The 14,068-nt window shown below is 59.6% G+C and carries 15 protein-coding genes; 7 read left to right on the forward strand and 8 right to left on the reverse strand.

Going from position 1 to position 14,068, the window contains the following annotated elements; translation table 11 throughout:
* Positions 1–169: 169 nt before the first annotated feature.
* Positions 170–613: a MarR family winged helix-turn-helix transcriptional regulator gene (locus tag IEG05_RS22305; protein ID WP_003282582.1), complete on the reverse strand. Its 444-nt coding sequence runs from the start codon at positions 611–613 to the stop codon at positions 170–172.
* Between the two features lie 80 nt (positions 614–693).
* On the opposite strand from IEG05_RS22305, the gene IEG05_RS22310 reads away from it, so the two are divergent.
* Together IEG05_RS22310 and IEG05_RS22315 are read left to right on the forward strand one after the other, a co-directional pair.
* The gene (locus tag IEG05_RS22310; protein WP_191122744.1) at positions 694–1,860 is read left to right on the forward strand and encodes an aminotransferase-like domain-containing protein; all 1,167 of its coding nucleotides are present in this window, start codon (positions 694–696) and stop codon (positions 1,858–1,860) included.
* 39 nt (positions 1,861–1,899) lie between these two features.
* A complete protein-coding gene (locus tag IEG05_RS22315; RefSeq protein WP_023444766.1) occupies positions 1,900–2,502 on the forward strand; it encodes a glutathione S-transferase family protein in 603 nt (200 codons plus the stop codon).
* A gap of 45 nt (positions 2,503–2,547) precedes the next feature.
* Here the strand turns inward: IEG05_RS22315 and folE are convergent, their stop codons facing one another.
* The 3 genes from folE to IEG05_RS22330 all read right to left on the reverse strand — a co-directional run bounded on the left by folE (position 2,548) and on the right by IEG05_RS22330 (position 4,483).
* Complete coding sequence (gene folE, locus IEG05_RS22320) at positions 2,548–3,093, reverse strand: GTP cyclohydrolase I FolE (protein ID WP_191122745.1); 546 nt, start codon at positions 3,091–3,093, stop codon at positions 2,548–2,550.
* A gap of 95 nt (positions 3,094–3,188) precedes the next feature.
* A complete protein-coding gene (locus IEG05_RS22325) occupies positions 3,189–3,746 on the reverse strand; it encodes a Smr/MutS family protein (protein ID WP_014820639.1) in 558 nt (185 codons plus the stop codon).
* A gap of 140 nt (positions 3,747–3,886) precedes the next feature.
* The gene (locus IEG05_RS22330; protein ID WP_014820638.1) at positions 3,887–4,483 is read right to left on the reverse strand and encodes a cysteine hydrolase family protein; all 597 of its coding nucleotides are present in this window, start codon (positions 4,481–4,483) and stop codon (positions 3,887–3,889) included.
* 311 nt (positions 4,484–4,794) lie between these two features.
* Between IEG05_RS22330 and prmB the strand changes: the two genes are divergently transcribed.
* From prmB to rluB, 5 genes are all read left to right on the forward strand, one after another.
* Positions 4,795–5,718, forward strand: a complete 924-nt coding sequence (gene prmB / locus IEG05_RS22335) for a 50S ribosomal protein L3 N(5)-glutamine methyltransferase (protein ID WP_191122746.1) — start codon at positions 4,795–4,797, stop codon at positions 5,716–5,718.
* A gap of 237 nt (positions 5,719–5,955) precedes the next feature.
* On the forward strand, positions 5,956–7,425 hold the full coding sequence (zwf, locus tag IEG05_RS22340) for a glucose-6-phosphate dehydrogenase (RefSeq protein WP_191122747.1): 1,470 nt from the start codon (positions 5,956–5,958) through the stop codon (positions 7,423–7,425).
* Complete coding sequence (gene pgl, locus IEG05_RS22345; protein ID WP_191122748.1) at positions 7,412–8,125, forward strand: 6-phosphogluconolactonase; 714 nt, start codon at positions 7,412–7,414, stop codon at positions 8,123–8,125. Before zwf ends, pgl begins: the two co-directional genes overlap by 14 nt.
* Before the next feature lie 17 nt (positions 8,126–8,142).
* Complete coding sequence (locus IEG05_RS22350; protein WP_191122749.1) at positions 8,143–8,787, forward strand: bifunctional 4-hydroxy-2-oxoglutarate aldolase/2-dehydro-3-deoxy-phosphogluconate aldolase; 645 nt, start codon at positions 8,143–8,145, stop codon at positions 8,785–8,787.
* Positions 8,788–8,899: 112 nt separating this feature from the next.
* Positions 8,900–10,033: a 23S rRNA pseudouridine(2605) synthase RluB gene (gene rluB / locus IEG05_RS22355; RefSeq protein ID WP_191122750.1), complete on the forward strand. Its 1,134-nt coding sequence runs from the start codon at positions 8,900–8,902 to the stop codon at positions 10,031–10,033.
* Positions 10,034–10,101: 68 nt separating this feature from the next.
* Here the strand turns inward: rluB and IEG05_RS22360 are convergent, their stop codons facing one another.
* The 4 genes from IEG05_RS22360 to IEG05_RS22375 form a co-directional block, all read right to left on the reverse strand.
* Positions 10,102–10,842, reverse strand: coding sequence for a YciK family oxidoreductase (locus IEG05_RS22360; protein WP_191122751.1), 741 nt, complete (start codon positions 10,840–10,842; stop codon positions 10,102–10,104).
* An 86-nt stretch (positions 10,843–10,928) separates the two neighbouring features.
* Complete coding sequence (mupP, locus tag IEG05_RS22365) at positions 10,929–11,600, reverse strand: N-acetylmuramic acid 6-phosphate phosphatase MupP (RefSeq protein ID WP_014820631.1); 672 nt, start codon at positions 11,598–11,600, stop codon at positions 10,929–10,931.
* Positions 11,600–12,298 (reverse strand): bifunctional 2-polyprenyl-6-hydroxyphenol methylase/3-demethylubiquinol 3-O-methyltransferase UbiG, encoded by a 699-nt coding sequence (gene ubiG, locus IEG05_RS22370; protein ID WP_023444774.1) that lies wholly within the window; start codon positions 12,296–12,298, stop codon positions 11,600–11,602. Before ubiG ends, mupP begins: the two co-directional genes overlap by 1 nt.
* 146 nt (positions 12,299–12,444) lie before the next feature.
* On the reverse strand, positions 12,445–13,782 hold the full coding sequence (locus tag IEG05_RS22375; RefSeq protein WP_191122752.1) for a TRZ/ATZ family hydrolase: 1,338 nt from the start codon (positions 13,780–13,782) through the stop codon (positions 12,445–12,447).
* Positions 13,783–14,068: the final 286 nt, after the last annotated feature.

Consider the following 14,068-nt stretch of genomic DNA (forward strand, 5'->3'; position numbering starts at 1 on the left):
CTTGGACTGGTCTCGATACTGGATACGATCAATCGGCTTAACCGCATGGCCTGAACCGCCGTGTACGGAACCGTACGCACGGTGGTGTGGGAGGACGGCGGCCGTGAGGCCGCCTCCTACCCGATCCCGCGATTCCGGCGTGGTGAAGCGGCCCGCCTCTTGAGGGCTGCTAGCCTCTGGCTTTCTCCATAGCGAGCGCTTGGTTGACCGCGAGCCAGCCATCTACCGCTTGTTCACCTACATCATCGAAAGCCCTTTGAAGCAGACGGACCTGTTCTCTGCGCAAGGCCTGTTCCAGCTTCGCCCCCTCTGCGGTAAAGCGCAGCATGCGCTTTCGCTTGTCATCCTCTGCAGTCAGGCTCTCCACCAAGTGCATTTCGATCAACTGGCGTAGCGGTGTATTCAGTGCCTGCTTGGAGACACCGAGATAGCTCAGCAACTCCTTAACGCTCAGGTCCGGGTAGCTGGCGATAAAGAAAAGAATGCGGTGGTGCACACGGGACAGGCCGCGGCGGGCGAGCATTTCGTCAGGCTTGGCCGTGAAGGCCTGATAGCCGAGAAAGAAACTCTCCATGATTTGGCGCTGCACTGCGCTTTTTTTTAGGTCAGGCATATTGACGTATTTATCGTGAGAGGCGTAATTTCGGTCAAGAAGTTTGACTTATTTTGCAGCGCCTCGCATCTGGTATGGAAATGGCCTTCTCCGAACGTATTACTCGCCTTAAAAGCTCTCTGATTCGTGAAGTCCTCGCTGCAGCCCAGCGCCCGGAAGTGATGTCCTTCGCTGGCGGGTTGCCGGCTGAGGCGATGCTGCCGATCGTGGATTGGGCAGAACTGCCCGCAAGCATGGGGCAGTATGGTATGAGCGAAGGCGAGCCCGCTCTCCGTGAACTTATTGCCGCCCAGGCGCGGGCGCTTGGCGTGCCTTGCGAAGCCAGTCAGGTGTTGATCGTCAGTGGCTCGCAGCAGACGCTGGATCTCGCGTCGAAGCTGTTTATCGACTCGGGGACAGAGGTGCTGGTCGAGGCGCCAACCTATCTCGCCGCGCTGCAATCCTTTCAATTGTTCGGAGCTGAATGTCTGGCAGTTCCCCAGCAGGCCGATGGTCCGGATCTGGCTGCCCTGCGCGCCACGCTGGAGCAGCACGTGCCTGCTTTCGCCTATCTGATTCCTACGTTCCAGAATCCATCCGCCGTTCGCTACAGCGAAGCCAAGCGTGATGCTGTCGCTGCATTGCTGGATGAGTTTGGCGTGACGCTGCTCGAGGACGAGCCATATCGTGAGCTGGTATTCGATCAGGGCAGTGCCAAGCCGATCGTCTCGCGTCTGAAACGTGCTAGCTGGATCTACACCGGTACGGTTTCCAAGACGCTGCTGCCTGGCTTGCGGGTGGGGTATCTGATCGCCTCGCCGGATCTGTTCCCTTATTTGCTACGACTGAAGCAGTCGGCTGATCTACATACCAACCGCATTGGGCAGTGGCAGGCGCTGCAGTGGCTGGGTAGCGAGCGGTATCAGGCGCATCTGGCGGAGCTTCGCGATTTCTATCGCGTTCGTCGTGATGCCATGCAGGCTGCGCTCAGCGAGCACTTCGGTGATCTCGCGACCTGGCAGCTGCCGCAGGGAGGGCTGTTCTTCTGGCTGACGCTGAAGCAGCCGCTGGATACGCGAACCCTGCTTGATCGAGCGCTCGCCAATGATGTGGTGTTCATGCCTGGTGAGCCCTTTTTCGTGGACCCGGACGCTAATCCTGGTTATCTGCGGCTGAACTTCAGCCATGTGGCTGCTGAGAGAATGGAAGAAGGGGTGCGTCGTCTGGCGCAGGTCATCCGCGAAGGTAAAGCGCTGGAAGCCGCCTGAGATATCGCTGACCTGCGTTGTGGGTCGATGGGAGGGAGCATGTTGAAAGTCTATGGTGATTACCGGTCGGGTAATTGCTACAAGGTCAAGCTGATGCTGCACCTGCTGGACCAGTCGTACGAATGGATTCCGATCAATATCCTTCGTGGTGAGTCCCGCTCCGAGGAGTTTCTCAAGAAGAACCCGAATGGCAAGATTCCGGTTCTTGAGTTGGAGGATGGCGCCTGCCTGTGGGAGTCCAACGCCATCCTCAACTATCTGGCCGACGGCAGCGAGTTTCTGCCAGCGGACCCGCGGCTGCGTACCCAGGTGCTGCAGTGGCAGTTCTTCGAGCAGTACAGCCATGAGCCGTTCCTGGCTGTCGCCCGCTATATCAAGGTGTATCTCGGCATGCCCGAGGATCGCCGTGAGGAGTACGAAGCCAAGCAGCTCGATGGCTACCATGCGTTGAACGTTATGGAGCAGCAGTTGCTACGCACGCCCTACCTGGTGGGTGAGCATTACTCGATTGCCGACGTTGCGCTGTATGCCTACACGCATGTGGCTGAAGAGGGAGGGTTCAGCCTCGAAGGCTATCCCGCAATTCGCCGATGGCTGCAGCGTGTCGCCAGTCATCCGCGGCATGTAGGCATGTACGATTGAACGAAAAACAGGGCCGCAAGGCCCTGTTTTACTGTGGGCTCGGTGCTATTTCACCAAGCCGAGAAACTCGCTACGGGTCGCGGCGTTATCGCGGAACTGACCCAGCATCACCGATGTAACCATTGACGAGTTCTGCTTCTCCACGCCGCGCATCATCATGCACATGTGCTGGGCTTCGATGACCACTGCAACGCCTGATGCGCCGGTAACCTGCTGCATCGCCTCGGCGATTTCACGGGTCAGGTTTTCCTGAATCTGCAGGCGGCGCGCATACATATCCACAATGCGAGCGACCTTCGACAGGCCGAGTACCTTGCCATTGGGAAGATACGCAACGTGTGCCTTGCCGATGAAAGGCAGCATGTGATGCTCGCACAGCGAGTACAGCTCGATATTCTTGACCAGCACCATCTCGCTGTTATCTGACGTGAACAGCGCGCTGTTGGTGACTTCCTCAAGGGTTTGCTGATAGCCCTTGCACAGGTACTGCATGGCTTTGGCGGCGCGCTTGGGCGTGTCGAGCAGACCTTCGCGGCTAACGTCCTCGCCGAGTTGGCCGAGGATCGCGGTGTAGTGTTGTTCCAGGGACATTGAGCTACCTGTCAGGCTTCATGGGGTCGCGAACGCGAAGGGTAGGGGGCCGCCGCTCGGCTGGCAAGTATGGCGAGCGAGACGCTGGCCTCGGCTCATTCGTCCCGGCCTTCAAGCATGGTGCGTTTGAGCATCACGTAAATGGCGCCGGTGCCGCCATGACGTGGCAGGCAGGAGGTGAAGCCGAGCACTTGCGGATGCTGCCGCAACCAGGTGTTGACGTGGCTCTTGATCAGTGGCCGCTTGCCGTCGAGCCTTGCCGCCTTGCCATGGGTCACGCGGACGCAGCGCACTTCGAGCCGCGTCGCTTCGGCGATGAAGTCCCATAACAGCTCCCGGGCTTTCTCGACGCTCATGCCATGCAGGTCGAGACTTCCCTCGAATGGGATCTGTCCGGCTTTGAGCTTGCGGACCTGGCTGTCCTGAACCCCGTCGCGGGCCCAATAAAGCTCGTCCTCGGCACCTACGTCGATGACGAACTGATCCGATAATCCGTCGACGCGCGTGGTTTCGTTGCTGACGGTGGCGTTGCTGCGGCGAGTCGCGATCTGTTCGCGATTGCTGCGCACTTTGCCGGTTTCGGCGCGGTCGTGCTTGATCGGCTTGACGCCGCGCACAGCCGATTGGAAGAGAGAGAAGTCGTCGTCTTGCATGGGGCCTCCAAACAGGATGGCAGTTTACCCCAGCCACAGCGCCTAGCGGACGAGCTTCCATCCAGGCGTACTTTTGCTTGCATCATGCAGAGCGTGTCTGGAAAGGCTGCCAGCTCGTTCGGCGTTCGGATCGTGGGTATTCAGCGCGCCAGCGCCGCAGCGTCTTGCACGCAAACGGCAAAGTTGTCGGCAAGAATGGTCATCTCGATGCGGTGCACCTGTTCGGCATCGATGCTGCCTTCGCCCATCGGCAGATTGCGTGTGGCACAGGCGCTGTCCACCAGTGTGCAGCGATAGCCGTAATCCTTGGCGGCGCGAACCGTTGTACTGATGCTGGAGTGGGTCATGAAACCGCAAACGATCAAATCCAGGCGACCCAGCTTCTGCAGCAGTTCGTGGAGTTCGGTGCCGGAGAAAGCGTTCGGCAGGCGTTTGGCAACCACTGCCTCGCCGGGCAGCGGTGCTGCTTCCGGCATGATCTGTCCACGGAAGCCCTGCGGATCGAAAAGACCACCGCTGATACCTAGGTGATGCACGTGCACGATCGGCGCGCCAGCTTCGCGCGCAGCTGCTAGTAGACGGGTGATTTCCGGAAGTGCCCGATCCAGGGCAGGCAGGGCAAGAACACCACTGCGGTACTCTTCCTGCACATCGATGACCAGCAAGGTGGCATTCGTCAGCGTCGCCGGGTTGTAGCTGCGGCCACTGAGCTGAAGCATGGTCTGTGGCTTGGTCATTTTCGGCTCCTTGTGCTGTGAGGGGGCTGATTGTGGCGCCAGAATGCGCCGATGTGAACCGTCCGGCTCATGTTTCGCTGGTCGTTGTGCTGACTGCTCGGTCGAACTGCATGGGCGCACGATATGTCGGAGATATCGAGTCTCAATCGCGAGCCGAAGGGTAATGCCGGTGGCACGCCTAGTGTTGAAACGAATTGAGTATTTACAGCCCAAGTGGATGGCTCGAGAGCCTTGCTCGCGTGGCTTAGCAGACATGGCTCGGGTTTTCATATGCCTGCTACACTCGCGCCCTTTTTACAGGAGATGCCCTTGTGACCGCTTCGCTCTCCCGCTTGCGTACGCTGCGTGACCATATCCGCTGGGCCGTCAGCCAGTTTCAGGCGGAGCAGTTGTTCTTCGGCCATGGCACCGACAATGCCTGGGATGACGCGCGCCAGTTGGTGCTGGGTGCGCTGCACCTGCCATGGGAAATGGCTGACAGCTATCTGGATTGCCGTCTCGAGCTCGACGAGTGCGAGCATTTACAGGAACTGCTGCGTCGCCGTATTGAGGAACGCGTGCCGACCGCTTATCTCCTCGGGCAAGCCTGGTTCTGCGGCTTGCCCTTCATCGTCGACGAGCGCGTGCTGATCCCACGTTCGCCGATTGGTGAGCTGATCGAGCACCGCTTCGAACCCTGGCTGCCTGGCACGCCCAAGCGGATTCTCGATCTGTGCGCGGGGTCGGGCTGCATCGGCATCGCATGCGCTTACGAGTTTCTCAAGGCCGAGGTGGTGCTCGCTGACCTGTCGTTCGATGCGATCGAGGTCGCCAACCAAAACATCGAGCATCACGGACTCGAAGAGCGGGTTTATACCGTGCAGAGCGATGGCTTCGACGGGCTGCCAAATCAACGTTTCGATCTGATCGTTTCCAATCCTCCATATGTCGATGCCGAAGATTTCGACGACATGCCGGCTGAGTTTCATCACGAGCCGGCTCTTGGCCTGGCATGCGGTGAAGACGGACTGGATCTGGTGCGGCGTATGCTCGCCGAGGCCGCGGATCACCTCACTGACGATGGCATCCTGATCGTCGAAGTGGGAAATAGTCAGGTTCATGTCCAGGCCCTTTATCCCGAAGTGGATTTCACCTGGCTGGAGTTCTCGCGCGGGGGGCATGGTGTCTTCCTGCTTGCGGCGCAGCAGTGCCGTAAGCATCAGGCCCTGTTCCGTGCACGCGTCGCGGGAAGCTGACTCAGCTCCGTGCCCTTTAACGACCGAGCTGTCGCGCTCAGGTGTTTGCGCTGTTCCTGTGGGCACGGGCAACCTTGGGATTTCCCCGTCGACTGCTGAGCATTTGAGCCGCTGAGTGGTCTGTAGCATGTGGCGTCTGATCGGAAGGCGAGGAGCGCGATATCCTCGCTATCGTTGACCGATCATCGTCGTGCTCGCGCTGCACGTCATTGAACCCTGCATTCAAGCGGACGGATCATGCCAGGCATTACGGTAGAACCCATCACATTCGCGTTGTTCGGTGCCCTGGGCGACCTTGCGTTGCGCAAGCTGTTTCCCGCGCTGTATCAGTTGGATCGCGCCGGCCTGCTACATGCCGATACCCAGATACTGGCGCTATCGCGTGAGAGCGGCGAGCCGGCCACGCACAAGGCGCGAATCGAGCAAGCATTGCGTACGCGGGTTCCCAAGGGCGAGCTCGATGAGCAGGCCCTCAGTCGCTTCAGCGCCCGGCTTCAATATCTGGCGATGGATTTTCGTCGAGCTGAGGATTACATGGCGCTGCGTGACTGCGTGCCGGCCGAGCAGCCCCTGATCGCCTATTTCGCGACGCCCGCGGCGGTCTACGGTGATATCTGCAGGTTCCTGGCTACGGCAGGGCTCGCCGAGCAGGCGCGCGTCGTTCTGGAAAAGCCCATCGGTCATGACTTGGCTTCTTCGCGTGTCATCAACGATGCGGTCGCCGAGCACTTTCCCGAGAGCCGCATCTATCGCATCGACCACTATCTCGGCAAGGAAACGGTACAGAACCTCATCGCGCTACGCTTCGCCAACAGCCTGTTCGAGACGCAGTGGGACCAGCACCATATCTCCCATGTAGAAATCACAGTGGCCGAAACGGTCGGCATCGAAGGACGCTGGGGTTATTTCGACCAGGCCGGACAACTGCGTGACATGGTTCAGAACCATTTGCTGCAACTGCTCTGCCTGATCGCCATGGACCCGCCGAGCAACCTGACTGCGGACAGCATCCGCGATGAAAAGGTAAAGGTCCTCAAGGCGCTGGCACCGATCACTGCCGAATCCCTTCATCAGCGGGTGGTGCGGGGCCAATACGCAGCCGGCAATGTTGCTGGTGTCTCGGTGCCTGGCTACCTGGATGAGGAGAACTCGAACGCCGAAAGCAGTACGAAAACCTTCGTCGCGTTGCGTGCCGATATCTGCAACTGGCGCTGGTCGGGCGTGCCGTTCTATCTGCGAACCGGCAAACGCATGGCGCAGAAGCTTTCGCAGATCGTGATTCATTTCAAGGAGCCACCCTTCTACATCTTCGCGCCCGAGCAGCGAGCGCTGATCAGCAATCGCCTGATCATTCGACTGCAGCCTGACGAGGGCATCTCCCTGCAGGTGATGACCAAGGAGCAGGGGTTGGACAAGGGCATGCATCTGCGCAGCGGACCCTTGCAGCTGAACTTCTCCGAAACCTACAAGAGCACGCGCATTCCAGACGCCTACGAGCGCCTCCTGCTCGAGGTCATGCAGGGCAACCAGAACCTGTTCGTGCGCAGGGATGAAATCGAGTACGCATGGCAATGGTGCGATCAGCTGATCGAGGGCTGGAATCGTCTCGGCGCAGAGCTCAAGCTTTATCCCGCTGGCTCCTGGGGGCCAGTCGCTTCGATTGCACTGATCACACGCGATGGGAGGGCGTGGTATGGCGATCTCTGAACTGGATCTTCCTACCGGTGTGGTGGCGCATAGTTCGGCCAATCCGCAACGGCAAGCTGAACTGATGGCTGACAATGTGGCCAAGGCGCTGGCCTACGCGGTGCAGACACATGGCGTTGCCAGTCTCGTCGTATCCGGTGGGCGCAGTCCGATCGCATTCTTCGAAGCCCTGTCGATACGAGAATTGAACTGGTCGAAGGTGCAGATCAGCCTGGCTGACGAACGCTGGGTACCTGCGACCAATCTGGCCAGCAACGAAGGCTTGGTGCGGCGCCATTTGCTGCAGAACGCGGCACGTGAGGCGTGGCTGATCGGGCTGTACCACCCGGCCGAATTCCTCGAGCAGGCCGCATCACTCGCTGACCACGCCCTGGCGCAGCTGCAGCGGCCTATCGACGTGCTGATACTGGGAATGGGAGATGACGGTCATACGGCCTCGTTGTTCCCCGGCAACCCAAAGCTGGCGCATGCGTTGCGCGATGACTGCCTGGAGCGGTGCCTGCCGATGCAGGCGCCGGTCGATCCGCAGGCACGTCTGACAATGACCTATCCGCTGCTCGCTGGTGCTCGAATGCAGTGCCTGGCTATCCAGGGTGCAGACAAGCTCGAAACCCTGCGCGCGGCGCTGAATGTCGATCCGCTGCAGATGCCGATTCGCGCATTCCTGCATTCCCCGCTCGAAATCTATTGGTGCCCGTGAGGCCCGAGGACTTCCGCATGACCATGGACCAGAAGAACGCTCTGATCGAACGAATCTGTGTAGAGTCGAGGATTCTGCCGGTCATTACCATCGGTAGCGACGAGCAGATCCTGCCTCTTGCTGATGCATTGGCTGCTGGCGGCCTTCGTACGCTGGAGATCACCCTGCGATCCAGTCATGGCCTGACAGCCATTCGACGGCTACGTGAAGAGCGTCCTGATCTTTGTATCGGCGCTGGTACCGTTCTGGACCGACGCATGATGGATGAAGTGGAGGCGGCAGGGGCGCAGTTCATCGTCACACCCGGTTCCACGCGGGAAATCCTGGAAGCGGGGGTGAGCTGCTCGGTGCCACTGCTGCCAGGCACCAGTAGCGCATCGGATGTTATGGAGGGCTACGCGCTGGGTTATCGCCGCTTCAAGCTCTTCCCGGCAGAGATCTGTGGCGGCATCGCTGCGCTGAAGGCGCTCGGCGGCCCCTTTGCCGACGTGCGTTTCTGCCCGACCGGCGGCGTGAACGCAGCAAATGCCGCGCAATATCTGTCCCTGGCGAACGTGATGTGCGTCGGTGGTGCCTGGATGATCGATGGTGCGAGCCTCAGTTCGGGCGACTGGGCCGGTATTCAGCAACGCACTGTTCAGGCGCTGGCCGCACTGGGGTGATCTCGCCAGCGCAGGTCGGGATCACTGCTACGCTGTGGTTGGTGCGTAGCTGCAGCGATGCGCGTATGATTCGCGCCCTTTCAATCGGATTGCCACACCGGGAGGTGCCCAGATGACCGAGCACGAAGAAACAAGCACTCACGTTACTCACGGCGAAAAGCTGCAGAAAGTCTTGGCCCGTCTGGGCATGGCTTCGCGCCGCGATGTCGAAAAATGGATTTCCGAAGGCCGTGTCAAGGTCAATGGCGCGGTTGCGAGCCTGGGCCAGCGCGTCGATTCTCATGATGCGATTGCAGTCGACGGTCGCCTGCTCAAGCGGGAAGAAGTCAGCGAAGTAGTCCGCCGAGTACTGATCTACAACAAGCCGGACGGCGAGATCTGCACACGCAACGATCCGGAAGGGCGCCCAACGGTATTTGATCGTCTGCCGCGCCCGAAGGAGGGCAGGTGGATCAATATCGGTCGCCTCGACATCAACACCACCGGCCTGCTGCTGTTCACCACCGACGGCGAACTGGCCAACCGCCTCATGCATCCATCCTATGAGATGGACCGCGAGTACGCGGTGCGGGTGCGTGGGGAAGTCGACGACGAGATGATCGAAAGGCTGAAGACCGGCGTGATGCTCGAAGACGGTCCGGCACGCTTCACCGACATCCAGGAGGCGCCCGGCGGTGAAGGCTTCAACCATTGGTATCACTGCGTGGTGATGGAAGGCCGTAACCGCGAGGTTCGCCGTCTCTGGGAATCGCAGGGTCTGGTCGTGAGTCGATTGAAGCGTGTGCGTTTCGGTCCGGTCTTCATGACCTCCGATCTGCCGATGGGACGCTGGCGTGAAATGTCGCAAACCGAGGTGGACATTCTCAGCCAGGAAGTCGGGCTAAAGCCGGTTGCACTGCCGAGCATGAAAGCCAAGGCCAAGGAAAAGATCGACCGCATGCAGCGTAAGGTGGCGAAGCCGCTGAGCCGCGGTGAGCGGCGACCTCGGGTGCTGCGTTCGTCAAGCGAGGCCGATGTGCCTGTGTCGGACAAGCCGCGGGCACCGAGGGGTAGCGAAGGCGGGCGCAAGCCGCGTGCCAGCGACGGGCGTAGTGAGAAGCCTCGCGGAACGCCGGTCGCTGAGCGTCCGGGCGAGACGCGTAAAGGTGGTAAGCGTAGTGACGGGGCAGGGCGTCCGTCGGGGCCAGGTAAAAGGCCGGCCGGAGATGGTCAGCGTCCAGGCTTCGGGCCTAGCAAACGCACCTGATCGTTGTATCCAGCGCTGCGCAGTGGGGGCGAAGCCGCTGCGCAGCGTTTTTGTTTTGGAAGGCTTAGTTATTGCGCGTCCAGCGCCTGACCATTCACCCCGATGCTGTCCGGGCCCATCAGGTACAGATAGACAGGCATGATTTCCTCTGGGAGCGGGTTCACCAGCGGGTTCTCGCCGGGATAAGCCTTCGCGCGCATGTCGGTACGAGTGGCCCCCGGATTGACGCTGTTGGCGCGGACCGCAGCGGTGTCATCCAGTTCATCCGCCAGCACCTGCATTAGCCCTTCGGTGGCAAACTTCGATACAGCGTAGGCGCCCCAATATGCACGCCCCTTGCGGCCGACACTGCTCGACGTGAAGATCACCGAAGCGTCCTTGGCTAGCTTCAGCAGCGGCAGCAGTGTGCTCGTCAACATGAACATTGCGTTCACATTCACCTGCATCACGCGCATGAAATTGTCGCCGGACAACTGCTCGAGCGGCGTCCGCGGACCAACGATCGCCGCGTTATGCAAAAGGCCGTCGAGATGACCGAACTCGCGCTCGATCATGGCGGCCAGTTCGTCGTACTGGTGCGGCAGCGCGGTTTCCAGATTGAACGGAATAACGGCAGGACGAGGATGGCCCGCGGCTTCGATGTCATCGTAAACCCGGTTCAGGTTGTCTTCATTCTTGCCAAGCAGCAGTACGGTTGCTCCGTGTGCCGCATAGGCTTTCGCGGCAGCTTCGCCGATGCCGCGGCCGGCTCCCGTAACCAGAATGGTGCGCCCAGCGAGCAAGTTGGGGCGGGCGGAATAGTCGAACATCGGATGCCTCTTGAATCGATGGTAGGTGGCCCCCGGACGAATGTTCGCCGGACGATAAAACTAGGAAGGTTTGCGCTGTCGCCGTTTCAGCAACTGCACAGTGCTCTATCCAGGACTTGCCGGAGCTCCAGCGGGTGGTCTACCACCACATCAGCGCCCCAGTTTCCCGGGTTGTCTTCGGGGTGAATGTAGCCGTACCGCACTGCGGCTGTACGACTGCCTGCCGCGCGGCCTGATTCGATGTCTCGCAGGTCGTCGCCGACGAACAGAACCGCGGATGGGTCAAGGTCGAGCTGGCTGCAGGCCAGAAGCATGGGTTCGGGATCAGGCTTGCTCTTGGTGACATGATCAGGGCAGATCAGCACAGCGGAGCGGGAAGCCAGGCCCAGCTGATGCATGATCGGTTCGGCGAAGCGCAGCGGCTTGTTGGTCACTACGCCCCAGATCAGGTTCGCGCGTTCGATCTCGTCGAGCAGTTCGGCCATGCCGTCGTAAAGATGACTGTGCACCGCGCAGTTCTCCTGATACCGCGCAAGGAACTCGAGACGCAGTTCTTCGAACTCAGCCGATAGAGGGTCGACTTCGAAAGCGCTGAGTACCATGGCCCTCGCTCCGCCTGACACGACATCACGGACCTGTTGTTCGGAAACCGGTGCCAGCCCTCGGGCGGCTCGCATGGCTTGCACGACGGCAATGAAGTCAGGAGCGGTATCGAGCAGAGTACCGTCCATGTCGAACAGAACAGCGCGCAGGCGCATCATGCCTCCTTGATGGTCTGCACCATGTAGTTGACATCGACGTCCGCAGCCAGCTTGTAGTGCTTGGTGAGCGGATTGTAGGTAAGGCCGATGATGTCTTTGACGGCCAGGCCCGCGTCGCGGCTCCAGGCACCCAACTCCGAGGGGCGGATGAACTTCTTAAAGTCGTGGGTACCGCGCGGCAATAGTTGCAATACGTACTCAGCGCCAATGATGGCGAATGCATAGGCTTTCGGGTTGCGGTTGATCGTCGAGAAGAAGACTTGCCCGCCTGGCTTGACCAGTGCACAGCAGGCCTGGATGACCGACGCCGGGTCCGGCACGTGCTCGAGCATTTCGAGACAGGTGACCACATCGAACTGCTCGGGAGCTTCCTCGGCCATGGCTTCGGCAGTGATCTGCCGATAATCGATTTCGAGTCCGGATTCCAGCAGGTGTAAGCGCGCTACCGAAAGCGGCGCCTCACCCATGTCTATACCGGTGACCTGGGCGCCTCGCTGAGCCATGGCTTCGCTGAGAATGCCGCCTCCGCAACCGATATCGATTACCTTCTTGCCCGCCAGAGCAATATGCTCGTCTATCCAGTTCACTCGCAGTGGATTGATCTCGTGAAGCGGCTTGAACTCGCTTTCGCGATCCCACCAACGATGTGCAAGGGCTTCGAATTTGGCGATTTCAGCGTGGTCGACGTTGCTCATGATCCGGTCCGTTTGAAAGCTTGAGGGAGAAGCTTGAGCTGCAAGGGCTCATGTTGCCAGCTTCAGCTAAGGTCGGGGCATCGTAGCCGCCGTGGTTCGTATGTCATTTGGTCGCGCAGAAGCTGTGTATGGTTGGTTTCACACCTTCAACGTTGATCGGTGCTCGAAATTCTCTCGCCCCATTGGCGAGCGTTCGCAATCACTTGCTGCTCATCCATTCGCGTAAGGCGGCCGCTCTCCAGCAGCTGCTTACCGCCTACCCATACATGTCGCACCGTGTCTCTACTGGTGGAGTAGATCAATTGGGATACCGGGTCGTATACCGGTTGTTGCGCCAGACCGGAAAGATCCAGCGCGACCAGATCGGCGAACTTGCCTACCTCTAGAGAACCGGTGTGCTCATCGATGCCCAGCGCCCGGGCGCCATTCAGTGTGGCCATGCGTAGAGCGCGATGGGCGTCCAGTGCCGTGGCCGATCCGGCGACGGCCTTCGCCAGCAGCGCTGCCGTACGGGTTTCGCCTAGTAGGTCCAGGTCGTTATTGCTTGCCGCCCCATCCGTGCCGACCGCCACGTTGATTCCTGCTTCCCAAAGGCGCTCGACCGGACAGAAGCCACTGGCGAGCTTGAGGTTGGATTCTGGGCAGTGAATAACGCTGCAATTATGCTCTGTGAGCAGCGCGAGATCGTCATCATCGACCTGGGTCATGTGCACTGCCTGAAAACGCGGCCCTAGCAGCTGCAATCTCGCTAGTCGCGCCAGCGGCCGCTCACCGTGTTTCCGCAGTGCCTCCTGGACTTCATGAGCGGTTTCATGGACGTGCATATGGATGCCTGCATCCATCTCCGCTACCAGAACGCGAATGCTTTCAAGTTTGTCGTCCGCAACCGAATAAGGAGCATGAGGCCCGAAGGCGATCGTGATTCGGGGGTGATGCTTGAGATCGTCGAACAGCGCTACACCTTTGCGTAGCGCTTCATCCGCATCGCGAGCGTCGGGAACCGGGAAGTCAAGAACCGGGATGGTGATCTGCGCTCGCACACCGTGCTTGTGTACCAGCTCGCTGACGACGCTGGGATAGAAGTACATGTCAGAAAAGCAGGTGATCCCACCTTTTAATTGCTCGGCGATTGCCAACTCGGTGCCACAGCGAACGAAATCCTCATCGACCCAACGCGACTCGGCTGGCCAGATGTGATCTTTAAGCCAGCGCTGCAGGGGCAGGTCATCAGCAAGTCCACGAAAAAGAGTCATCGCGGCATGGCCATGCGCATTGATCAGACCTGGAGCGAGAAGCATACCCTCGAGCTCTCGCGTTTCTATCGCCTGATACTTGAGTGCTACGGCACGCGGAGCGATGAGCGCAATGCGTCCATCTCGAACGCCGAGACCGTGCCCCTTCAACACCACGCCAGCCGGCTCCACCGGAACGAGCCAGGTCGGAAATAAAAGCAGATCGAGCGGTGCATCACTTTGCCGGGACATGTGAAGCCATGACTGAGGAGAAGAGGGCTAGTGTAATGGCTGGTGGCGTAGGATTGAAGAAACGAGAGAGTCGCGATTTTTTGCTGAGCATCCTTATATAAAGCTGTGGCTGGTATCGCTCGTACGGACGGTACTTTTTGACTCGCTTGGCCGTTATCTGAATAAAACTGAAATAAACGGTTGACGTTGATTTTCAGGCTCCTATAATGCGCACCACTTCCGGCGCAGTCCTTAAGCAAAACCTCTTGTAAATCAAAAGGTTAGCGAAATAAAAGGGTTGCACGGA

Origin of the sequence: Stutzerimonas kunmingensis (assembly GCF_014764705.1) — a bacterium.
GTDB lineage: Bacteria > Pseudomonadota > Gammaproteobacteria > Pseudomonadales > Pseudomonadaceae > Stutzerimonas.

What these genes read in the sequence shown, in the direction of transcription:
- IEG05_RS22305 (WP_003282582.1), bottom strand. Translation starts at nt 613, where the DNA reads ATGCCTGACCTAAAAAAAAGCGCAGTGCAGCGCCAAATCATGGAGAGT.
- IEG05_RS22310 (WP_191122744.1), top strand. Translation starts at nt 694, where the DNA reads ATGGCCTTCTCCGAACGTATTACTCGCCTTAAAAGCTCTCTGATTCGT.
- IEG05_RS22315 (WP_023444766.1), top strand. Translation starts at nt 1,900, where the DNA reads ATGTTGAAAGTCTATGGTGATTACCGGTCGGGTAATTGCTACAAGGTC.
- folE (WP_191122745.1), bottom strand. Translation starts at nt 3,093, where the DNA reads ATGTCCCTGGAACAACACTACACCGCGATCCTCGGCCAACTCGGCGAG.
- IEG05_RS22325 (WP_014820639.1), bottom strand. Translation starts at nt 3,746, where the DNA reads ATGCAAGACGACGACTTCTCTCTCTTCCAATCGGCTGTGCGCGGCGTC.
- IEG05_RS22330 (WP_014820638.1), bottom strand. Translation starts at nt 4,483, where the DNA reads ATGACCAAGCCACAGACCATGCTTCAGCTCAGTGGCCGCAGCTACAAC.
- zwf (WP_191122747.1), top strand. Translation starts at nt 5,956, where the DNA reads ATGCCAGGCATTACGGTAGAACCCATCACATTCGCGTTGTTCGGTGCC.
- pgl (WP_191122748.1), top strand. Translation starts at nt 7,412, where the DNA reads ATGGCGATCTCTGAACTGGATCTTCCTACCGGTGTGGTGGCGCATAGT.
- IEG05_RS22350 (WP_191122749.1), top strand. Translation starts at nt 8,143, where the DNA reads ATGACCATGGACCAGAAGAACGCTCTGATCGAACGAATCTGTGTAGAG.
- rluB (WP_191122750.1), top strand. Translation starts at nt 8,900, where the DNA reads ATGACCGAGCACGAAGAAACAAGCACTCACGTTACTCACGGCGAAAAG.
- IEG05_RS22360 (WP_191122751.1), bottom strand. Translation starts at nt 10,842, where the DNA reads ATGTTCGACTATTCCGCCCGCCCCAACTTGCTCGCTGGGCGCACCATT.
- mupP (WP_014820631.1), bottom strand. Translation starts at nt 11,600, where the DNA reads ATGCGCCTGCGCGCTGTTCTGTTCGACATGGACGGTACTCTGCTCGAT.
- ubiG (WP_023444774.1), bottom strand. Translation starts at nt 12,298, where the DNA reads ATGAGCAACGTCGACCACGCTGAAATCGCCAAATTCGAAGCCCTTGCA.
- IEG05_RS22375 (WP_191122752.1), bottom strand. Translation starts at nt 13,782, where the DNA reads ATGTCCCGGCAAAGTGATGCACCGCTCGATCTGCTTTTATTTCCGACC.